Genomic DNA, 19,397 nt, shown 5'->3' with positions numbered 1-19,397 from the left:
GGACCGCTGCGCGTGCGGCGCCCTACTCGGCGGCGGCGAGCTGCGCCGGGGCGCGAGCGGCGCGCATCTGGGCAAACAGCCCGTCGAAGAGCTGGGCTCCGAGCGTCGGGAAGTCGAAGCTCTCGCCCGAGCGCAACCAATGGTTGAACAGGCCGGTGAAGACGCAGACGCAGGCATCCGTCGCGCGCTCGGGGGTCCACTCGGCGGCCAGATGTCCAAGCTGCGCGGCCCGCTCGAAGGCACGGCGGATGTTGCTGTGCATGTGCGCGTCCGCCTCGCGCTGGCACAGCGTCGCCTCCTCCATCTCGCCGACATACTCGCAGCGCAGCGTCAGGATCGCGACCACGCGCTGCGCGCGCTCGTCGGCGGCGAAGCGCTGAAGGCTCTCGATCGTGGTGCGATGCAGCGCCTCCAGCGGGTCGGGATCGGACACGATGTTCTGCGCCTCGAAGAACTCCTCCTGCGGCAGGAAGGCGCGTTCGCGCATGGCCATGAAGAGGTCCGACTTGCCGCGAAAGTGCCAGTAGATCGCTCCTCTCGTGCAACCGGCCGCCGCCGCGATGTGCGACAGCGAGGTCTGGCTGACGCCGCGCTCGAAGAAAACCGTCTCGGCCGCATCGAGGATGCTGGCGCGTGTCTGGTCGGCGGCTTCCTTGGTGCGGCGCATCGTGGCCCTCCTTGAATACATCCATTTATGAATGTATGTTCGCTGCAACGCAATATCCAAGTTCCCGGAGCCACGATGCCCTCCTCCCGCGCACTCCTCCTCGCGCTTCCGCTGCTGGCTTCCTCGGGATGGGCCTTTGCGCAGGGTGCGCCCGGCGGCGGCGCCGCTCCGCCCCCGCCGGCCGTGACGGTGGAGACGGTGACCCCCTCCACCGTTCCCGTGACCTATGAGTATCCGGCGCGGGTCGCCGCCTCGCGTCTCGTGGAGATCCGCGCGCAGGTCGGCGGCATCCTCCTGGAGCGCTCGTTCAACGAGGGCGCCCGCGTCAACGAGGGCGACACGCTGTTCCGCATCGATCCCAAGCCCTACCAGGCCGAGGTGGCGCTGGCGGAAGCGCAGGTGACGCAGGCCCGCGCGCAGCAGTCCCAGGCCCAGCGCACCGAGGAGCGGGCCCAGTCGCTGGCCCGCACCGGCGCGACATCCACCGCAACGCTGGACGACGCTCGCTCGCAGCGCGAACTCGCCGATGCGGCGGTCGCGCAGGCGGAGGCGCGGCTCCAAACCGCCCAACTCTCGCTCGGCTACACCACGGTCACCGCATCGGCCGGCGGTATCACCTCGCTGGAACAGGTGCCGGAAGGCTCGCTGATCCAGCAGGGCGCGCTCCTGACCCAGATCACGCAGCTCGACCCGATCTACGTCAACTTCTCGCCCGCCGACACGGAAGCCCAGTCGATTCGCCAGCAGATCGAGAGCGGCACGGCGGAAGGCTCGCTCGAGGACCTCAAGGTGTCCGTGCGCTTCGGCAACGGCGAGACCTACGCGCAGACCGGCTCGATCGACTTCCTGAGCTCCTCGATCGACACGCAGACCGGCACGATCCTGTCGCGCGCCGTCCTGCCTAACCCCGATTCGCGCCTGCTGCCCGGCCAGTTCGTCCGCGTCGAGGTCGAGGGCCTCAAGGTCCCGAACGCTGTCACCATCCCGACGGCCGCGCTCATGCAGGGTCCGCAGGGCACCTTCGTTTATGCGCTCGACGCGCAGAACGTCGCGGCGGTGCGGCCCGTCACGGTCGGGCGCGAGCTCGGTGACCGCCTCCTTGTCTCGAACGGCCTGCAGGGCGGCGACCGCGTCGTGACGGTCGGCGTCATCAAGGTCCGGCCCGGCTCGCCGGTCCAGCCGACCGGCGCAGTCGAGACGCCCGCCGGCTCCTCGCCTGCCGGGCAGGTGCCCCAGGCCTCCGCCGCCCCCGCCAGCTCCGTCGCCGAGGCCCAGTGATGAACTCGCGCTTCTTCGTCGACCGGCCGGTCTTCGCGGCCGTCATCTCGATCATCATCGTGCTGGGCGGCCTCGCCGCCATGCGCGCGCTGCCGATCGAGCAGTATCCCCAACTCGTGCCGCCGCAGGTCCAGATCGCGGCGACCTATCCCGGCGCCTCCGCCGAGACCATCGCACAGACCGTGTCGGCGCCGATCGAGCAGCAGGTCAACGGCGTCGAGGACATGATCTACATGACCTCGTCGAACTCCTCGACGGGCACGGCCACGATCACCGTGACGTTCCAGTCGGGCACCGACCCCGACCAGGCGACGATCAACGTCAACAACCGCGTCCAGCAGGCCGTCTCCTCGCTTCCCTCCGAGGTGCAGCGCCTCGGCGTGACCGTGACCAAGCAGTCGTCGTCGATCCTCGCGGTCGCGACCATGACCTCGACCGACCCGCGCTACGACGCGACCTACGTGTCGAACTACGCGCTGCTCTACGTCCTCGACGAGCTGAAGCGCATTCCCGGCGTCGGCAACGCGCAGCTCTTCGGCGCGCGCAACTACTCCATGCGCATCTGGCTGCGTCCCGACCAGCTCGCGCAGTACAACCTGACGCCGACCGACATCGCCACCGCGATCCGCGAGCAGAACGCCCAGTTCGCCGCCGGCCAGTTCGGCGCCCAGCCTTCGAACAACCCGCTTGCCTTCACCTATTCGGTGACCACGGCCGGCCGCCTGCCCGACGCGCAGGCTTTCGAGAATATCATCATCCGCTCCGACGCCAACGGCGGCGCGCTGCTTCTGAAGGACGTCGCGCGCGTCGAGCTCGGCTCGCAGGACTACTCGTTCAACGCCACCTACAACGGCAACCAGACGGTGCCGATCGGCCTCTACCTTCAGCCCGGCGCGAACGCGCTGAACGTGCTGTCGGCGGTCGAGACGCGGATGACCGAGCTGTCGAAGCAGTTCCCGGACGGCATCTCGTTTGCCGTGCCGTTCGACACGACGCTCTTCATCGAGGCCTCGATCGAGTCGGTGATCCACACCTTCATTGAGGCGATGGTGCTGGTGCTGGTGGTCGTCTACCTCTTCCTCCAGAGCTTCCGCGCGACGCTGATCCCGATGATCGCGGTGCCCGTGTCGATCATCGGCACGTTCGGCGTGCTTCTCGCGCTCGGCTTCTCGATCAACCTCCTCACGCTGTTCGGCCTCGTGCTCGCCATCGGCATCGTCGTGGACGACGCGATCGTGGTGCTGGAGAACGTCGAGCGCATCATGCGCGACGAGGGACTGGCGCCGGCCGATGCCACCGCCAAGGCCATGACCGAGGTGACGGGTCCCGTCATCGCGATCGTGCTCACGCTCTGCGCCGTGTTCATCCCGGTCGCCTTCCTCGGCGGTCTGGCGGGCACGATGTACCGTCAGTTCGCCGTGACCATCGCCGTGTCGGTGACGATCTCGGGCATCGTGGCGCTGACGCTGACCCCGGCCCTCTGCGCGCTTCTCCTGCGCAAAGAGCACAAGGAGCCGATCGCGCCGTTCCGCTGGTTCAACCGCATGTTCGACCGGTTGACCAACGGTTACGGGCATGGCGTCGCCTTCATCATGCGCCGCGCGTTCCTGGCCCTCGTCCTGTTCGCGGCGCTTCTCGGCGGCACGGCCTATCTCTTCCAAACGCTGCCGGGCTCGCTCGTGCCCAACGAGGACCAGGGCTCGAACTTCGGCGTCGCGATCCTGCCGCCGGCCGCCTCGCTCTCGCGCACGACCGACGTCATGAACGAGATGAGCGCCAACATCCGCAACCATCCGGCGGTGAAGGACGTCGTGGCCTTTGCAGGCTTCGACCTTCTGTCGGGGTCGCAGAAGTCGTCTGCGGGCGCCGCCTTCATCACGCTGAAGGACTGGTCAGAGCGTCCGACGCCGGACCTCGACGCGCGCAACCTGCCGGGCCCCTTCATCGGCATGAATAGCGGTATTCAGGACGCGATGGTGCTGGCCTTCTCGCCGCCGCCGATCCAGGGCCTGTCGACCACGGGCGGCTTCGAGCTCTTCGTGCAGGACCGCGGCGGCCGTGGCAGCCAGGCCCTGATCGAGGCGACCGGCGCGCTGGTCGCCGAAGCCTCGAAGCGGCCGGAGCTCGCCGGCGTGCGCACCTCGTTCGAGGCGAACGTGCCGCAGTACCAGATCGACGTCGACCGCGAGAAGGCCAAGGCGCTTGGCGTTCCCATCGCCTCGATCTTCGAGACCATGCAGTCGACCTTCGGCTCGCTCTACGTGAACGACTTCACACTGCTCGGCCGCAACTACCGCGTCTCGCTCCAGTCGGAGTCCGACTTCCGCGAGAAGCCCGAGGACCTGCGCTTCGTCTACGTGCAGGCGTCGAACGGCTCGATGGTGCCGCTGGACTCGCTCCTGATCACCAAGCGCATCGTCGGTCCCGATCTCATCGAGCGCTTCAACGCCTTCACCTCGGCCAAGGTCTCGGGCGGCCCCGCCCCCGGCTACTCGTCGGGCCAGGCGTTGCAGGCCATGCAGGAGGTTGCGAGCCAGTCTCTTCCGGAAGGCTTCGTGGTCGCGTGGACGGGCTCGGCCTACCAGGAGATCCAGGCCGGCGGCACGGGCGCGATCGCGATCGGCTTCGGCATGATCATGGTGTTCCTGATCCTCGCCGCCCAGTACGAGCGCTGGTCGCTGCCGATCGCGGTGCTTCTCGCCGTTCCCTTCGCCATGTTCGGGGCTCTCGCCGCGATCTGGGCGCGCGGGCTCGAGAACGACGTCTACTTCCAGATCGGCCTCGTGACGCTGGTGGGACTGGCGGCCAAGAACGCCATCCTGATCGTGGAGTTCGCGGTGCTCAAACGCGAGGAGGGTCTGTCGGCCTTCGACGCGGCGCTGGAAGGCGCCAAGCTCCGCTTCCGCCCGATCGTGATGACCTCGCTCGCCTTCATTCTCGGCGTCGTGCCGCTGGCGATCGCGACCGGCGCCTCGTCGGCCAGCCGCCACTCGATCGGCACGGGCGTGATCGGCGGCATGCTGATGGCGACCTTTGTCGCGATCTTCTTTATCCCGCTCTTCTACAAGCTGCTCGCACGGGACCGGAAGAAGCCGGCAGCCGCCGCGCCGCAGCCACCGCAGACCGTGAGCCACGGCGGCGGCCATCCCGCCCCGGCGGAATGACGATAGACACAGGGCGCCGGAGACGGCGCCCTTCGCTTGTCGAAACCCTTTTACTCGAGATCGTCCGCGTCGACGCCGAGCGCTGCGGCCAGGCGCGCGAGGCTGTCGCGTCCCGCAACCCGCCGGCCGGACTCGATCTGGCTGACAAAGGGCTGCGACAAACCTGCCGCCTCGGCCAGAGCCGAGACACTGAGACCACGATGCTCGCGCCAGACACGAAGAGCGCTTTCCCCGGCCAGAATGCGGTCCACCATGGCGGCCGGCACGAACTCCGTTTCGCCTGCTGCCAGCCGGCGCTGGTAATCCACGACCGCTTCCCTGTCGGACCGATCGTCCGCCGCCTCGACCAGCGCATCGAAATCCGCTTCGGCAATGACGACCAGGCGCTCGCCGGTCGGAGACACGATGACCTGCTTGTTCATAGCCCTTTATCCTTCGTACACGTCGCCGCGCGGACCGATACGGATGATCGCGACGACCCGGCCATCGTCGCCGAAGATGATGCGCCAGTCCCCGACCCTCAGCCGGAACAGGTCGTCGATGCCCTGCATCCGCTTGACATTGTTGGCAAGGCTTGCCGGATCGGCGACATATTGATCGATCTTGGACCGGATGGTTCGCGCCGTGTTGGCGGGCATCCGCTTCAACGTCTTCAAGGCCTGACGTTCGAAACGAAGCTCCCTCACGACACCCTCAACTCACGCCACTGCAATATTTATAGCGTGCAGCTATGAATTTGCAATAACGAGCGCGTCCTTACATCCCCTCCACCGCGCCCGACAGCGACACGCCCTTCATCTGTGCGTGGACCGGTTGCCCTTCCGTCAGCGCGAGGAGACGGGCGGAGCGGCGGGTGATGCGGCCGGCGAGGTGCTGGCCATCGGCGAGCCGCAGCGCGACGTCGAGTTCCGCGAGACCGGCGGGAAGGATCCGCCCGATCGTCGCGGGGATGACGTTCAGGATCGTCGTGTCCTGCGACGGCGCGAGGGTCAGGCTGACGTCGGCCGAGCGCACGCGCAGGCGCAGCGCAGCACCGACCGGGAGTTCCGGGCTTGCGAGGAGGATGCGATGGCCGGCGAGGTCGAGCACGGCGAGACCGTCCGCTGCCTCGTGCCCGACGACGGTCGCGCGCAGGACGCTCGCCGCCCCCTGGCGCGCGGCGAAGGGCAGCACGGGATCGGCGAGAACCTCGGCGATCGCACCGGATCCGACGACGTGCCCCGCCCGGAGGACGACGACGCGATCGGCCAGCCGCTCGACCTCGGTACGGTCATGCGTGACAAGGATGGCCGGAATGCGCAGCTGCGCGTGAAGCCGTTCGAGATAGGACAGGATCTCGTCCTTGGCGTCCTGATCGAGCGCCGAGAGCGGCTCGTCCAACAGGAGGAGACGCGGCTCGGCGAGCAGCGCGCGGGCGAGCGAGACGCGCTGACGCTCGCCGCCCGAAAGCGCCTGCGGTCGCCGGGGGAGCAGCGGCTCCAAGCCGAGAAGCACGACAAGCTCGTCGAGGCGGGCGGTCGGCTGCCGGCTGGCAGGGAGGCGGCGGCGGCCGAAGTCGAGGTTGCCTCGCACGTCGAGGTGCGGAAAGAGGCTTGCCTCCTGGAAGACATAGGCGGCACCGCGCCGGTGCGCGGGCAGGAAGCGGCGCTCGTCCTGCCAGACCTCCGTGCCAACCGTCAGACGACCCGCGAGGCGCTGGAGGCCGGCGATGCAGCGCAGGATCGTCGTCTTGCCGCAGCCGGAGGGGCCGAACAGCGCTGTGACGCCCTGTGACGGCGCCGTGAAGGCGACGTCCAGCGTGAACCCGCCGAGCTGGCCCGACAATCGTGCCGCGATCCCCTCGCCCGTCTCGGTCACAGGGTGCGCTGCCGCTGGCGACGGTCGAGAAGCTGGACGGCGAGGATCACCAGGAAGGCGAACAGAACGAGCGCGCCCGCCAGGATGTGCGCCTCGCGCCAGCGCAGCGTCTCCACGAGATCGAAGATCGCGACCGACAGGACACGGGTCTCGCCGGGAATATTGCCGCCGATCATCAGGATCACGCCGAACTCGCCGACCGTGTGGGCGAAGCCCAGCACCGCGCCCGTGAGAAGACCCGGCCGCGCCAGTGGCAGCGCGACCGTGACGAAGCGGTCGACCGGCGAGGCACGCAGCGTCGCCGCCACCTCGAGCGGCCGGCGGCCCATCGCATCGAAGCTGACCCGGATCGGCTGCACCACGAAGGGCAGGCTCGCCACCACCGATCCGACGAGAAGGCCGGTGAAGGAAAAGGCGAAGGTGCGCACCCCCGTCAGTCCGCCCAGGCCCTGCGGTCCCAGCGCGATCAGGAGGTAGAAGCCGAGAACCGTCGGCGGCAGCACGAGCGGCAGCGCCACCACGGCGGCCACCGCCTCCTTCCAGGCCCGGTGCGAGAAGGCAAGCCAGTAGCCGAGCGGGGTCGCCAGGACGAGAAGGATCAGCGTCGTGGCGGTGGCGAGCTTCAGCGTCAGCCCGACGGCGGTCCAGAGGTCGGGCGACATCGCGCTCCCTTCTGTCAGGCGCCGGCTCCCGTGCGATAGCCGTACTTGCGGATGATCTCCAGCGCCCTCGGGCCCTTGAGATACTCCACGAAGGCGCGGGCCGCCTCGTTGTTCTCGCCGGTCTTGAGAAGCACGACGTCCTGGCGGATCGGCTTGTAGAACTCCTGCGGAACGTCCCATCGCGAACCGCCCGACTCGTTGACGACCTGTCCGAGCGCGACGAAGCCGAGCGCCGCCGAGCCGGTCTCGACGAACTGATAGGCCTGGGCGATCGAGGTCCCCTGGACGATCTTCGGCTGCAGCCTGTCGTAAACGCCGAGCTTGCGCATGGTCTCGACGGCCGCCGCACCGTAGGGCGCGGCCTCCGGGTTGGCGATCGCGATCGTCTCGAACGCCGCGCTTCGCAGCGTCGCCTCGCTGGACACGAGGTTCGGCTCCTTGGAATAGAGGACGAGCTGGCCGATCGCATAGGTCGAGACGGTGCCGGCGACGCCGTAGCCCTCGTCGACGGCCTTCTTCGGGCGCTGGTCGTCGGCGGCGAGGAAGACCTCGTAGGGCGCGCCTTGCGTGATCTGCGTGTAGATCGCGCCCGTCGCACCGAAGGACAGGACGGCCTCGTGCTTCGTGTCGGCCTGGAAGGCGCCGGCGATCTCCTTGGCGGCGTCGGTGAAGTTGGCGGCCACGACGACGTTGACGGATGCGGCCTCGGCCGCGGCCGGAAGAACGAGGGCCGACAGGCCGAGACCGAGCTGCAGGACGAGACGACGGGTAGTGCTCATGCGCGCGGCGCTCCGATATGGCCGGTTGGACATATCGCGCAAGCTAGGCCGGCGCGGGGCTATCGACAAGGCGCGGGCGTCCCGTCTCAAGCCGCGGAGCCGGGCTCGTCCACAGGCGCGAGCCGGGCCGCCAGCGCCTCGAGGTCGGCAGCGATGGCGCGGTCGCTTTCGCGCTGCATATGGCGGTACCGGGCGAGGACTTCCGCGCCGAGCACGGTGAGCGCCGCGCCGCCCTGCCCCGCGCCGCCGCGATGCATGGCGACAAGCGGCGCATCGAACGTCCGGTTCAGATCCTCCACCAGCGACCAGGCGCGCTTGTAGCTCATACCCATGCGGCGGCCGGCGGCGGCGATCGAGCCGGTATCGCGGATGTGTTCGAGAAGGTCGGCCCGCCCGGGACCGACGATGCGCCGGTCGCCGAAGAGGATGCGCAGGCGCGGCACGAGATGGGGCGCCGCGTCGTCCGTCCTTTCGGTCTCGTCGCTCATCTCTCACCCTCCGTCCCGGCTCGGTTTAGAGCCGGGACGACGTTGGCGAAAGCGTCAGTTGCCGTGGCCCGCGTGAGGGTCGGGGGCGCCCGCCGCGTTGGGCGCGCCGACAATCAGCGTCATCGCGACCTCGCCGCCCCGCTCGAAGCGCAGCGTGACCGGCACGCTCTCGCCCTCGCGAAAGGGCTGCGCGACGTTCTCGAACATCAGATGCGCCCCACTCGGCTCGAGCTGAAGGGAGCCCCCGGCCGGGACCGCAAGGCCGCCCGTCGCCTCGCGCATGCGCATGACGCCGTTCTCCATCGAGGACTCGTGAATCGAGACCTCTCCCGCGCGCGGCGACGTGGCCGAGACGAGACGATCGGGCTCGGCGCCCAGGTTCGTGACGGTGAGATAGCCGCCGCCGACCTTGGCGCCCGGCAGCATCGCACGCGCATAGCCGCCCTCCGCCGTGACAGAGGTCGCCGCCGCAGGCGCTGCCATGGCGTGATGAGCGTGGCCGCCGCCCGCCGCCGGCGCGGCCTCGAACACGCGAACGGTGGGAGCGGGATGCTCCAGGGCATGGGCATCCGCGCCGGACGCCGCAACCTCGGTCCAAGCGACGCTCTGCGTACCGCAGCCCTGCGTCACCTTGAAGGGAACGGCGTCGCCGACCGCCTGCGCATCGAACACGCCGCGAACGGTGAACTCGTCGTAGAAGCGGTCGTCGAGCGACCCGCCGGTCCAGCGGATCTCGACCGGCCCGCGCGAGACCGTCTCGCCGTAGAGCGTGTAGGTCCGGTCGTAGTCGCCCTCGCGCACGTCGATCTGCCAGCCCGGCTTGGGCATGGGATGGGCGGACAGGAAGCCGGGCGGAAGCTCGACCGCCAGCGTGTCGGTCGGCGCGCCGTCGCAGCCGTGGCCGATGCCGACCGTGGCCTTGAAGGCGCGTCCGGCGGTCGCCTCGCCTTCGGTGAGAACGGCATGGGCGTGGGCGAGCGCCGGGGTGAGCGCGAGGAAAAGCGCCCCGAAACGAAGGGTGGTGTTCATGGGAGGATCCGAAACCAGAGCTGAACGGACGGCGCGGGACGCGAGCGCGACCGACGCCGCCGGAGAATGCCGTCTAGATCCGGGTCGGCGGGCCTCGACTGGCCCGGGCGAAGAGGTCGATCGGACGCCGGGGGTCCGACGCGGCTGCCGGGCGCGTCGCGACGGAACGCGCGACCTGCGGTCGGACGGTGACCGAGGCGTCCGCATCACCCGGCACGAGCGCATGGGCCGAGACGAGACAGACGCCCGCCAGACACGGGCACGAGCGCTCCGGCTCTTCCGGCGTCTGAGGGGCGATCAGCCGGTTGCCGTCAGCCAGCGAATGGCAGATCAGGCCGAGGTCCGGTGCCGCCAGCCGCTCGGCCGCCATCGCGCCCTGCGAGACGCCGGACAGGAGCATCTGGACCAACAGAAGCACGAGACCGAGCGCGGCAAAGGCCGAGCGCTCACGCCGCAGCGCGGCGAACCCGTTCCAGCGTGATGTGCGCGATGGCCTCATGCCGTCGATCTACCAGCCCGGCGCGCGGCCGGGAAGCGGCGCTAGCCGTTGATGACGCGGTAGTGCAGCTTGAGGATGCCGCCGTCACGCAGCTCGTGCGACAGGAGCTCGAGCTTGCGGGACCCGTGCCATTCGCCGGCCGCATCGAACAGGCTCGGCGCGTCGGGCCGCGCGTCCGTGAGCGGCAGAAGGAAGACGAGAAGCTCGTCGAGCAGCCCCGCGTTCAGGATCGCGCCGTTCAGCCCGCCGCCGCCCTCGACCAGAAGGCGCCGGATGCCGAGTTCGCGGCCGAGCGTATCGAGGACACGCGAAAAATCGATGCCGTCGCGCCCGCCGAGAATGTAGGAAACGCCGCGATGGCGCAGGAAGGCGAGGTAGTCGTCCGACACCTCGTCGCCGACGATCGCGACGAAGTGCTCGCCGTCGATGTTGTCGCGCTTCCAGTTGAGCCTGCCGTGCGGGTCGAGCGCGATGGCGAATTTGCCGGCCTCGCGGTTCGCGAACCAGTCGGCGCGCTCGATCGGCCCGTCCGCCAGCCCCCGCTCCCAGTCGCCGGCGGCGTCGAAGTCCTCTTCCATCGTCACGCGGCCGACGATCCAGGCATCGCCGCCGAGTTCGTCGTGGGCGCGCTCAAAGATCTCGGAGGGGGCGTCGATCGCCCAGCCTTCCGTCAGGACGCGGCCGTCGATCGAGGTCATCATCAGGCAGAGCGTATGCGGGCGCATCGGGACGGGTCTCAGGAGATGGAAACGAAAGAAGGGCGGACCCGAACGGCCCGCCCTTCCGATGGGAACGCGCGGCGTCAGGCGGCCTGCCGCACGTCCTTGAGCGAGGCCATGTCGATCACGAAGCGGTAGTGCACGTCACCCTTCACAGTGCGCTCGAAGGCTTCGTTGATGTCGGCGATCTTGATCGTCTCGATGTCGCAGGTGATGCCGTGCTCGGCGCAGAAGTCGAGCATCTCCTGCGTCTCGGCGATGCCGCCGATCAGCGAGCCGATCACCGACTTGCGGCCGATGATGAGCTGCGCGCCGCTGACGGGCGGATCGATCGGGCCGATCACGCCCACGATGATGTGCGTGCCGTCGCGCTTCAGCGTCGAGAGATAGGGGTTGATGTCGTGCGGCACCGGAACGGTGTCGAGGATGTAGTCGAACGTGTTGGCCACCGCGTCCATCTGCGCCTGGTCGGTGGAGAGAACGACGTGGGCGACGCCGAGGGCCTTCGCCTCCGCTTCCTTCGACTTGGAACGCGTGAAGAGCGTCACCTCGGCGCCCATGGCGACGCCGAACTTGATGCCCATGTGGCCGAGGCCGCCGAGGCCGATCACGGCGAGCTTCTGCCCCTTCTGCAGGTTCACGTGGCGCAGCGGCGAGTAGGTGGTGATGCCGGCGCACAGGAGAGGCGCGGCGGCGGCGAGGTCCAGCCCCTCCGGCATGCGCAGCACGAACTTGTCGCGAACGATGATCTGGTCGGAATAGCCGCCGTAGGTCGGCTGGCCGTCGCGGCGGTCCTTGTCGGCATAGGTCTGCGTCATGCCGTTCTCGCAGAACTGCTCCAGCCCCTCATGGCACGAGGCGCACTCCTGGCAGCTGTCGACCATGCAGCCGACGCCGACCTTGTCGCCGACCTGGAAGCCCTGGACCTCGGAGCCGACCTCCACGACGCGGCCCACGATCTCGTGACCGGGCACCAGCGGATAGGTCGCCCAGCCCCAGTCGTTGCGCGCCTGATGGATGTCGGAATGGCAGACGCCGCAATGGGTGATCTCGATGCGCACGTCGTCGTCGCGCACCTCGCGGCGCTCGAAGCTCCAGGGCTTCATGGGCTCGTTGGCGTCGGTGCAGGCAAAGCCGAAGGAAGGGGTCATTCGGTCTGGTTCCTTGTGGATGCGGCGGACCGCCGGGAGAAGCGGCCGGAAACGATCGCGGACCAGATAGCGTGACACCTAGGCGTCGGCCAGAGCCGCACCGGCAACCCTGTGTCCGCTTCCGACGCTTGTCGCGGAAGCCGAACTTCGGTACCCCCACCGTCCGCGCCAATGGTTAAAGGGGGGCCCGCATGATCGTGGTGTTCGGATCCGTGAACGTCGATCTGGTCGCAAGGGTCGGCACGATTCCGAAGCCCGGCGAGACCGTGCTGGCGCCCGGCTACATCAGGCAGTCCGGCGGCAAGGGCGCGAACCAGGCGGTCGCGGCGGCGCGGGCCGGAGCGGGCGTCGCCATGGCGGGCGCGGTGGGCCGCGACGCCTTCGGCGACGAGGAGGCCGAGGCCCTTTCGCGCGAGGGGATCGACATCGAGGCGCTGGCGCGCGTCGCCGAGCCGACGGGTTGCGCCTTCATCACCGTGTCGGCCGAGGGCGAGAACGCGATCACGGTCGCGAGCGGCGCGAACCGCATGGCGGACGCTTCCGCGGTGGACGCGCTTCTCGGCCAGCGTCCGAGCTGCCTCGTGCTGCAGATGGAGCTGCCGCTCGAGCCGACGCTCGCCGCCGCCCGCTCGGCGCGTCACCGCAGCGTTCCCGTCGTCGCGAACCTTGCGCCGGTGCCGGCCGACCTGCAGCCCGAGGCGCTCGGCGAACTCCTATCCTCGACCGACATCCTAGTGGTGAACGAGCACGAACTGGCGGATGCGGCGCGCCTTCTCGGCCTGCGCGAGCCGACAGCCGAGAAGCAGATCCTGGCGGTCGCGCGCGGCCAGCGCCTGACGGTCGTCGCGACGCTGGGTGCGGACGGCGCCCTTCTGGCCAAGCCCGGGCGCGAGGAGGTGCAACGGTTCGCGGCACCCGCGATCCGCCCGGTGGACACGACCGGGGCCGGCGACACGCTGTGCGGCGTGCTCGCCGCCTCGCTCGACGCCGGCCTGCCGGTTCCCGAAGCGGTGAGGCGCGCGGTCGCCGCCGCCTCGCTGAGCTGCCTCGACTTCGGCGCGCGCACCGCCATGCCGCGCGTGGAGGCGATCGACGCCGCGCTGGCAGAGGCCGCATGAGCGAGCGACGCATCGCGTTCCTCGGCGAATGCATGGTGGAACTCTACCACCGGCTCGGCGACGAGCCGGACATGCTGCGACGCACGGTGGGCGGCGATACGCTGAACGCGGCCGTCTACTGCCGGCGCGCGCTGGGCGACGCGGGTGAGGTGTCGGTCGGCTACGTGACGCGGGTCGGCGACGATCCGTTCGGCCGGGAGATCCCCGCCTTCTGCGCGGCCCACGGCATCGCGACGGACTTGATCGAGGTGAGCGCCGGCGAGACCACCGGGATCTACGCCATCTCGCGCGACGACGCGGGCGAGCGGTCGTTCAGCTACTGGCGGTCGGCCGCTGCCGCGCGGCGCCTGTTCGCCGAGCGCGCCCACAAGGATGTCGAGGCGTCGGTCGAAGCCTGCGACGCGCTGTTCTTCTCAGGGATCTCGCTCGCGATCCTGTCGCCCGAGGGTCGCGAGCGACTGCTCGGCCTGGCGCGGCGCATGCGGCAGGCCGGCAAGCTCGTCGGCTTCGACGGCAACTACCGGCCGCGCCTGTGGAGCGATGTCGCGACCGCCCGACGGGCAATCCGGGCGGGCCATGCCGTGGCGACGCTTACCATGCCGGGGCTCGACGACGAGCACGCCCTGTTCGGCGAGGAAACGGCGGAGGCTGCCGCGCGGCGCCTCCTGGAGTTCGGGGCCAAGGCCGCGATCGTGAAGCGCGGCGGCGGCGCGGCGATCCTTCTCGACGATGCGGGCCTGCGCGAGGTGGACGCCCCCGCCCTGCCGGGCCCGATCGTCGACACGACGGCGGCCGGCGACAGTTTCGACGGCGCGGCGCTGGCGACCCTTCTCCAGGGCGGCGATCTCGATGCCGCGGCGCGGGCCGGGCATCGCATGGCGGGCCTGGTGATCGGCGGCTACGGCGCGATCGTGGACGACCCGCGCACACACTGGAGCGCCGGACCGCTCGCGGCCTGAAAAAGGCCGGACCTCTCGGTCCGGCCTTCCTTTCCTTTCAGCGTGACGGCTACTCCGCCGCCATGCGCTGCGCGGGCTCGCGCGGCAGGCCGGCCAGCACCTTGTCGAGCGTCATCGGGTAGTCGCGCACACGCACGCCGCAGGCGTTGTAGATCGCGTTCGTGATCGCCGCCCCGACGCCGGCAATGGCCAACTCGCCGATACCCTTGCCCGCGAGCGGGCTCGCGGCGGCGTCGCGGTCCTCTAGGATCAGGACGTCGAGGTCCGGCACGTCGGCATTCACCGGGACGTGGTACTCGGCGAGATCGTGGTTCACCATGAGACCCGTGCGCTCATCGACGACCAGCTCCTCGGTCAAGGCCGTGCCGATGCCGAAGATCTGCCCGCCGTAGCACTGCGAGGTCGCGGTCTTCTCGTTGAGGATGCGCCCGGCGGTGGCGACCGTCAGGAGACGGCGAACGCGCGTCTCGCCGGTTACCGCGTTTACCGCCACCTCGCAGAAGTGCGCGCCGTAGCTCGCCTGATGCGTGTTGTTGGAGGTCGAGCCCGGCTTGAACGTCCCGGTCACGGCGATGGGCTCGCCGGCGAGGAGTTCGTGCAGGGGAACCTGGCGGTTGGCGCCGATCGCGGTGCCATCCTTGAGCGTCAGGTCGTCGGCCGAGACGCCGAGCTTCTTGGCCAGCGCCTCGACGATGCCCTGGCAGGCCGCATAGACCGACGAGCCCGAGGAGTTCGCGCCCCACGAGCCGCCCGAGCCCGACGCGGACGGCAACGCCGAGTCGCCCAGCGTGACCGCGATCTTGTCGAGCGGCAGGCCCAGCATCTCGCCCGCAATCTGCTGCAGGATCGTGTAGGTGCCCGTGCCGATGTCGGTCATGTCGGTCTCGATCAGCGCCGTGCCGTTGCTGAGCAAGGTGACGCGGGCCGAGGACTGCTGGGTCATGTTCTTGCGCGAGGCGGACGCCATGCCCATCCCGATCAACCATTCGCCCTCGCGGCGCTGGGCGGGCACCTTGTTGCGCTGGGACCAGCCGAAGCGCTCGGCGCCCACCTGCATGCACTCGACGAGGCGGCGCGACGAGAAGGGCAGCCCCGTCTGCGGGTCCTCCTTCGGCTCGTTGCGGCGGCGGAACTCGATCGGGTCGAGATCCAGCTTCTCCGCCATCTCGTCCATCGCGTTCTCGAGCGCGAGCATGCCGACCGCCTCGCCGGGCGCGCGCATGGACGAGGACAGAAGGATGTTCACGTCCGCCTTGCGATGCGTCACCTGCCGGTTCTCGCCGGCATACAGGAACACGGTCGAGATGCCGGCCGGCTCGAAGAAGTCGTCGCCCGGCGTGTTGGTGGTGATCGTGTCGTGCGCGATCGCGGTGATCGTGCCGTCGCGGCGTGCGCCGAGGCGGACACGCTGGATCGTGTCGGAGCGCCGCGAGGTCGCCTGGTAGACCTGCTGACGGGTCAGCGCGACCTTGACGGGCCGGCCGATCTCGCGCGCGGCCATCGAGGCGAAGACGGACTCCGGCCCGATGCCGAGCTTGGAGCCGAAGCCGCCGCCGACATAGGGCACGATGATGCGCACGTCCTTGGTGGAGATGCCGAGCGCCTTGGCGAGCTGCTGCACGTTGGTGGAGACGAGCTGGTAGCAGCCGTGCAGCGTCAGCTTGCCGTCGGTCCACTCCGCGATCGCGGCGTGCGGCTCCATGGCGGACGAGCTTTGCGAGGGCGTCGTGTAGGTCGCGTCGAACGTGACCTCGGCCTCCTCGAACGCCTTCGGGAAGTTCCCCTTCAGCGTGTTGGAGTCCATGGTCTGCTTGCCGGGGTCGATAGCGTTCTCGCGCTCCCGGAAGATGGAGTAGCGACCCTCGCGCGGCTCGACCTCGATCTCGACGAGCTTGGCTGCGTCGCGCGCGATCTCGAACGTCTCGGCCACGACCATCGCGACAGGCTGGCCGAAGTGGGTGATCTCGCCGTTGATCGGCGTGGGCGCGGGATCGCTCGGATCGGCCGAGGCGCGGGGCGCGGTCTTGGTGTCGGTCACGACATGGAGGACGCCCGCCGTCGAGAGTGCCGCCATCGTGTCGATGCGCTTGATCTTGCCCGAGCCGATGCCGGACGTGACGATGTAGCCGTAGGCGACGCGCTGCCCGACCTTGTGCTCGTAGGCATAGGTCGCCTGCCCCGAGACCTTGAGCGGCCCCTCGTAGCGGTCGACGCCCTTGCCGAGCACGTTCTGCACGCCTCGGTCGAGGCGCGTCTCGCCGACCGGCTTGTTCATGGTGAGGTTCTGGGTGGTGTCCATCACGCGTCTCCGCTCACCGCTTCCGCCAGGACGGCCGGCAGGGTCCGCCGCATCAGGTCGATCTTGAAGTCGTTGTCGCCAAAGCCCTTGGCATCGGCGAGGAGAATGTCGGCGGCCTTCGCGAAGAGCGCCTCGTCGGGCGCCCGGCCCTTGAGGCTCGCCTCGACCTCGGCCGAGCGCCACGGAACCGTTCCGATACCACCGAACCCGAGCCGGACCTCGGCCATGCGCCCCTCGTCCATCCGCACCACGGCAGCGACCGAGACGAGCGCGAAGGCATAGGATGCGCGGTCGCGCACCTTGCGGTAGAGGTGCTTGCCGCCGATGGGCGCGGGCAGGCGCACCGCCGTGATCAGCTCGCCGTCCGTCAGGTGCGTCTCGATATGGGGCGTGTTGACCGGCTTCTTGTGGAGGTCCGCGATCTTGATCTCGCGCGTCGAGCCGTCGGCCTTCACAGTCTCGACCACCGCGTCGAGGACGCGCATGGCGACCGCCATGTCGGACGGGTGGGTCGCGATGCAGCTTTCGGACGTTCCGAGGATGGCGAGGATGCGGTTGAAGCCCTCGCGTCCGTCACAGCCCGAGCCCGGCTCGCGCTTGTTGCAGCGCGCGTTGGTCTCGTAGAAGTAGCCGCAGCGCGTGCGCTGAAGAAGGTTGCCGCCGGTGGTCGCCTTGTTGCGCAGCTGGCCGGACGCGCCGGCCAGGATCGCGCGCGACAGGACGCCGTAGTCGCGTCGCACGCGCTCGTCGGCGGCCAGATCCGAGTTCGTCACGAGCGTGCCGATGCGAAGGCCCTCGCCCGCCGCCTCGATCGTCTTCAACGGCAGGCGGTTGATGTCGACCAGCGCGCGAGGCGTCTCGACCTGCAGCTTCATGAGGTCGAGGAGGTTCGTGCCGCCCGCGATGAACTTGGCGGCGGAGTTGGCCGCGACGGCCTTGGCGGCTTCCGCCTCGCTCGCGGCGCGGCTGTAGTCGAAGGGCCTCATCGTGCATCTCCTTCCGCGCCGCGGATCGCCCGCACGATGTTGGGGTAGGCCGAGCAGCGGCAGATATTGCCGCTCATGCGCTCGGAAATTTCGGCGTCGGTGAGTTCCGAGCCGCCCTCGAGGCTCTCGGTCACCGCGCTCGGCCAATTATCGCGCGCCTCGCCCAGCATGCCGACCGCCGACACGATCTGGCCCGGCGTGCAATAGCCGCACTGGTAGCCGTCGTGATGCACGAAGCTTTCCTGCATCGGGTGCAGGTGATCCGGGGTGCCGAGGCCCTCGATCGTGGTGATCTCGTCGCCCTCGTGCATCACCGCGAGGCTGAGGCAGCTGTTGATACGCCTTCCGTTGACCAGCACCGTGCAGGCGCCGCATTGGCCGTGATCGCAGCCCTTCTTGGAGCCCGTGAGGGCGAGATGCTCGCGCAGCGCGTCGAGCAGGGTGGTCCTCGGATCGATGTCGAGCGCGTGCTCGGTCCCGTTGATCGTCAGTTGCATGGGCGTACCGCCGTTCCCTGAAACCATTCCAAACAGGGGTTGGCAGCTAGTGCGCAGGTCCAATGAGGGAACGGCGGCCGGCAGTTTGTCGCGTGGAAAAGCGCCTCAGTCGGGCCGGGCGATCCGTCCGCCCGGTGTTGGAACAGGCACACCGGTCGTGCCGGGGAAGCCGAGCGGCAGGCCGCGCAGAACGCGCGCGGCCAGAAACGCGAAGCATTCCGCCTCCACGGCGTCGCCTCGCAGGCCGAGACGGTCGGCGTCCACGACCTCGACGCCGCAGCGCTCCGCGATCATGCGCGACAGGGTCGGGTTGCGCCGCCCGCCGCCGGACAGCGCGAGCCGGCGCGGCCGGCCAGGCAGGCGCTCGAGGCCGCGCGCGACGCTGGCCGCCGTGAAGGCGGTGAGAAGCGCGGCGCCGTCCTCCAGCGACAGACCGTCCGCCATGCGGCTGGTGAAATCGTTGCGGTCGAGGGACTTCGGATAGGGCGCGGCGAGATAGGGATGATCGAGGAGGCCGGCGAGGCGCTCCTCGTCCACGCGACCGACGGCGCCGAGACGCCCGTCCCAGTCCATCTCCTCACCGGTATGAGCGCGCACCCAATCGTTGAGCGGAGCGTTCGCGGGACCGGTATCGAAGGCGTGGAGTCCGCCGCTCTCGTCGGCCCAGGTGATGTTGCCGACGCCTCCAAGGTTGAGGATCGCCGTGTCGGGCCCGGCCCCGGCGTGGCGCAGCAGCGCGGCGTGATAGACGGGGGCAAGCGGCGCGCCCTGGCCGCCGGCGGCGACATCGGCCGAGCGGAAGTCGAAGACGACCGGGATGCCGAGCTCTCGCGCCATCAGCGCGCCGTCGCCGAGCTGACGCGTCGCGCCGAGCCGCGCCGGCTCGCGACGTCGGTGCAGGACGGTCTGGCCATGGAAGCCGACCGCCGCGACCGCAGACCGATCGACGCCCTCCTCCGCGAGGAAGCGTGCCACGGCCTCGGCCTGACCGAGCGTCAGCGCGCGCTCGGCCTCGGCGAAGATGGTGGGCTCTGGTCCCTCGAAGTTCCACCGGGCTGCCGCTTCGAAGGTCTCGCGCAGCAGCGGGCGCAGGTCGCGCGGGTAGCTCGCGAGCCGCGCCGGGCCGAACTCGGCGATGCGCTCGCCGTCCGAGCGCAGGAGGGCGATGTCGATCTCGCCGTCGAGCACCGTTCCGGTCATCAGGCCCAGCGTCCAGATCGCATCCATGCATCCATCTCCCTGCCG

19 protein-coding genes are annotated in these 19,397 nt (G+C 69.5%); 4 read left to right on the top strand and 15 right to left on the bottom strand.

All coding sequences use genetic code 11. The annotated features are described in order from the left end of the window. Nucleotides 1-22: 22 nt before the first annotated feature. Complete coding sequence (locus tag BLQ76_RS01900) at nucleotides 23-667, bottom strand: TetR family transcriptional regulator (protein ID WP_170842426.1); 645 nt, start codon at nucleotides 665-667, stop codon at nucleotides 23-25. Nucleotides 668-742: 75 nt separating this feature from the next. Between BLQ76_RS01900 and BLQ76_RS01895 the strand changes: the two genes are divergently transcribed. Together BLQ76_RS01895 and BLQ76_RS01890 are read left to right on the top strand one after the other, a co-directional pair. Continuing rightward, complete coding sequence (locus BLQ76_RS01895) at nucleotides 743-1,945, top strand: efflux RND transporter periplasmic adaptor subunit (RefSeq protein ID WP_090668041.1); 1,203 nt, start codon at nucleotides 743-745, stop codon at nucleotides 1,943-1,945. After that, the gene (locus BLQ76_RS01890) at nucleotides 1,945-5,109 is read left to right on the top strand and encodes an efflux RND transporter permease subunit (protein ID WP_090668038.1); all 3,165 of its coding nucleotides are present in this window, start codon (nucleotides 1,945-1,947) and stop codon (nucleotides 5,107-5,109) included. The genes BLQ76_RS01895 and BLQ76_RS01890 overlap by 1 nt, the downstream gene beginning before the upstream one ends. Nucleotides 5,110-5,159: 50 nt before the next feature. Here the strand turns inward: BLQ76_RS01890 and BLQ76_RS01885 are convergent, their stop codons facing one another. From BLQ76_RS01885 to BLQ76_RS01840, 10 genes are all read right to left on the bottom strand, one after another. Then, nucleotides 5,160-5,531, bottom strand: a complete 372-nt coding sequence (locus tag BLQ76_RS01885; RefSeq protein WP_090668035.1) for a helix-turn-helix domain-containing protein — start codon at nucleotides 5,529-5,531, stop codon at nucleotides 5,160-5,162. A 6-nt stretch (nucleotides 5,532-5,537) separates the two neighbouring features. After that, entirely contained in the window at nucleotides 5,538-5,795 is a 258-nt protein-coding gene (locus BLQ76_RS01880) for a type II toxin-antitoxin system RelE family toxin (RefSeq protein ID WP_090668032.1), read from the bottom strand. A 70-nt stretch (nucleotides 5,796-5,865) separates the two neighbouring features. Continuing rightward, complete coding sequence (gene modC / locus BLQ76_RS01875; RefSeq protein WP_170842425.1) at nucleotides 5,866-6,966, bottom strand: molybdenum ABC transporter ATP-binding protein; 1,101 nt, start codon at nucleotides 6,964-6,966, stop codon at nucleotides 5,866-5,868. Further along, nucleotides 6,963-7,628 carry a molybdate ABC transporter permease subunit gene (modB, locus tag BLQ76_RS01870; RefSeq protein ID WP_090668029.1) on the bottom strand — a complete coding sequence of 222 codons (666 nt, stop codon included), beginning with the start codon at nucleotides 7,626-7,628 and terminating at the stop codon, nucleotides 6,963-6,965. The genes modC and modB overlap by 4 nt, the downstream gene beginning before the upstream one ends. Before the next feature lie 14 nt (nucleotides 7,629-7,642). Next, the gene (gene modA / locus BLQ76_RS01865) at nucleotides 7,643-8,407 is read right to left on the bottom strand and encodes a molybdate ABC transporter substrate-binding protein (protein ID WP_244519437.1); all 765 of its coding nucleotides are present in this window, start codon (nucleotides 8,405-8,407) and stop codon (nucleotides 7,643-7,645) included. A gap of 86 nt (nucleotides 8,408-8,493) precedes the next feature. Continuing rightward, nucleotides 8,494-8,895: a winged helix-turn-helix domain-containing protein gene (locus tag BLQ76_RS01860; RefSeq protein WP_090668024.1), complete on the bottom strand. Its 402-nt coding sequence runs from the start codon at nucleotides 8,893-8,895 to the stop codon at nucleotides 8,494-8,496. Between the two features lie 54 nt (nucleotides 8,896-8,949). Then, entirely contained in the window at nucleotides 8,950-9,924 is a 975-nt protein-coding gene (locus BLQ76_RS01855) for a copper chaperone PCu(A)C domain-containing protein (RefSeq protein WP_090668021.1), read from the bottom strand. A gap of 73 nt (nucleotides 9,925-9,997) precedes the next feature. Further along, nucleotides 9,998-10,423, bottom strand: coding sequence for a hypothetical protein (locus BLQ76_RS01850; protein ID WP_090668018.1), 426 nt, complete (start codon nucleotides 10,421-10,423; stop codon nucleotides 9,998-10,000). A 41-nt stretch (nucleotides 10,424-10,464) separates the two neighbouring features. Beyond that, a complete protein-coding gene (locus BLQ76_RS01845) occupies nucleotides 10,465-11,148 on the bottom strand; it encodes a dihydrofolate reductase family protein (RefSeq protein WP_090668015.1) in 684 nt (227 codons plus the stop codon). Nucleotides 11,149-11,225: 77 nt separating this feature from the next. After that, nucleotides 11,226-12,293, bottom strand: coding sequence for an NAD(P)-dependent alcohol dehydrogenase (locus BLQ76_RS01840; RefSeq protein ID WP_139183895.1), 1,068 nt, complete (start codon nucleotides 12,291-12,293; stop codon nucleotides 11,226-11,228). A 191-nt stretch (nucleotides 12,294-12,484) separates the two neighbouring features. Here BLQ76_RS01840 and BLQ76_RS01835 point away from each other — a divergent pair, with 191 nt between their 5' ends. Further along, nucleotides 12,485-13,411 (top strand): PfkB family carbohydrate kinase, encoded by a 927-nt coding sequence (locus BLQ76_RS01835; protein ID WP_090668012.1) that lies wholly within the window; start codon nucleotides 12,485-12,487, stop codon nucleotides 13,409-13,411. Beyond that, nucleotides 13,408-14,370 carry a sugar kinase gene (locus BLQ76_RS01830; protein WP_090668009.1) on the top strand — a complete coding sequence of 321 codons (963 nt, stop codon included), beginning with the start codon at nucleotides 13,408-13,410 and terminating at the stop codon, nucleotides 14,368-14,370. Before BLQ76_RS01835 ends, BLQ76_RS01830 begins: the two co-directional genes overlap by 4 nt. A 49-nt stretch (nucleotides 14,371-14,419) precedes the next feature. Here the strand turns inward: BLQ76_RS01830 and BLQ76_RS01825 are convergent, their stop codons facing one another. From BLQ76_RS01825 to BLQ76_RS01810, 4 genes are all read right to left on the bottom strand, one after another. Further along, complete coding sequence (locus BLQ76_RS01825) at nucleotides 14,420-16,669, bottom strand: xanthine dehydrogenase family protein molybdopterin-binding subunit (protein ID WP_090668005.1); 2,250 nt, start codon at nucleotides 16,667-16,669, stop codon at nucleotides 14,420-14,422. Further along, nucleotides 16,669-17,655 carry an FAD binding domain-containing protein gene (locus BLQ76_RS01820; protein WP_090668002.1) on the bottom strand — a complete coding sequence of 329 codons (987 nt, stop codon included), beginning with the start codon at nucleotides 17,653-17,655 and terminating at the stop codon, nucleotides 16,669-16,671. Before BLQ76_RS01820 ends, BLQ76_RS01825 begins: the two co-directional genes overlap by 1 nt. After that, nucleotides 17,652-18,179 (bottom strand): 2Fe-2S iron-sulfur cluster-binding protein, encoded by a 528-nt coding sequence (locus tag BLQ76_RS01815; protein ID WP_090667999.1) that lies wholly within the window; start codon nucleotides 18,177-18,179, stop codon nucleotides 17,652-17,654. Before BLQ76_RS01815 ends, BLQ76_RS01820 begins: the two co-directional genes overlap by 4 nt. 78 nt (nucleotides 18,180-18,257) lie before the next feature. Beyond that, nucleotides 18,258-19,379, bottom strand: a complete 1,122-nt coding sequence (locus BLQ76_RS01810) for an anhydro-N-acetylmuramic acid kinase (RefSeq protein ID WP_090667995.1) — start codon at nucleotides 19,377-19,379, stop codon at nucleotides 18,258-18,260. Nucleotides 19,380-19,397 lie beyond the last annotated feature (18 nt).

It is taken from the genome of Aureimonas jatrophae, assembly GCF_900104035.1.
Classification (GTDB): Bacteria; Pseudomonadota; Alphaproteobacteria; order Rhizobiales; family Rhizobiaceae; genus Aureimonas; species Aureimonas jatrophae.
The sequence above is the reverse complement of the archived record's forward strand: the minus strand, read 5'-3'. Positions and strand labels throughout refer to the sequence as shown.

Coding starts and splice junctions, on each gene's coding strand:
- BLQ76_RS01900 (WP_170842426.1), bottom strand. CDS start 667: ATGCGCCGCACCAAGGAAGCCGCCGACCAGACACGCGCCAGCATCCTC.
- BLQ76_RS01895 (WP_090668041.1), top strand. CDS start 743: ATGCCCTCCTCCCGCGCACTCCTCCTCGCGCTTCCGCTGCTGGCTTCC.
- BLQ76_RS01890 (WP_090668038.1), top strand. CDS start 1,945: ATGAACTCGCGCTTCTTCGTCGACCGGCCGGTCTTCGCGGCCGTCATC.
- BLQ76_RS01885 (WP_090668035.1), bottom strand. CDS start 5,531: ATGAACAAGCAGGTCATCGTGTCTCCGACCGGCGAGCGCCTGGTCGTC.
- modB (WP_090668029.1), bottom strand. CDS start 7,628: ATGTCGCCCGACCTCTGGACCGCCGTCGGGCTGACGCTGAAGCTCGCC.
- modA (WP_244519437.1), bottom strand. CDS start 8,407: ATGAGCACTACCCGTCGTCTCGTCCTGCAGCTCGGTCTCGGCCTGTCG.
- BLQ76_RS01860 (WP_090668024.1), bottom strand. CDS start 8,895: ATGAGCGACGAGACCGAAAGGACGGACGACGCGGCGCCCCATCTCGTG.
- BLQ76_RS01855 (WP_090668021.1), bottom strand. CDS start 9,924: ATGAACACCACCCTTCGTTTCGGGGCGCTTTTCCTCGCGCTCACCCCG.
- BLQ76_RS01850 (WP_090668018.1), bottom strand. CDS start 10,423: ATGAGGCCATCGCGCACATCACGCTGGAACGGGTTCGCCGCGCTGCGG.
- BLQ76_RS01845 (WP_090668015.1), bottom strand. CDS start 11,148: ATGCGCCCGCATACGCTCTGCCTGATGATGACCTCGATCGACGGCCGC.
- BLQ76_RS01840 (WP_139183895.1), bottom strand. CDS start 12,293: ATGACCCCTTCCTTCGGCTTTGCCTGCACCGACGCCAACGAGCCCATG.
- BLQ76_RS01835 (WP_090668012.1), top strand. CDS start 12,485: ATGATCGTGGTGTTCGGATCCGTGAACGTCGATCTGGTCGCAAGGGTC.
- BLQ76_RS01830 (WP_090668009.1), top strand. CDS start 13,408: ATGAGCGAGCGACGCATCGCGTTCCTCGGCGAATGCATGGTGGAACTC.
- BLQ76_RS01825 (WP_090668005.1), bottom strand. CDS start 16,669: ATGGACACCACCCAGAACCTCACCATGAACAAGCCGGTCGGCGAGACG.
- BLQ76_RS01820 (WP_090668002.1), bottom strand. CDS start 17,655: ATGAGGCCCTTCGACTACAGCCGCGCCGCGAGCGAGGCGGAAGCCGCC.
- BLQ76_RS01815 (WP_090667999.1), bottom strand. CDS start 18,179: ATGGTTTCAGGGAACGGCGGTACGCCCATGCAACTGACGATCAACGGG.
- BLQ76_RS01810 (WP_090667995.1), bottom strand. CDS start 19,379: ATGGATGCGATCTGGACGCTGGGCCTGATGACCGGAACGGTGCTCGAC.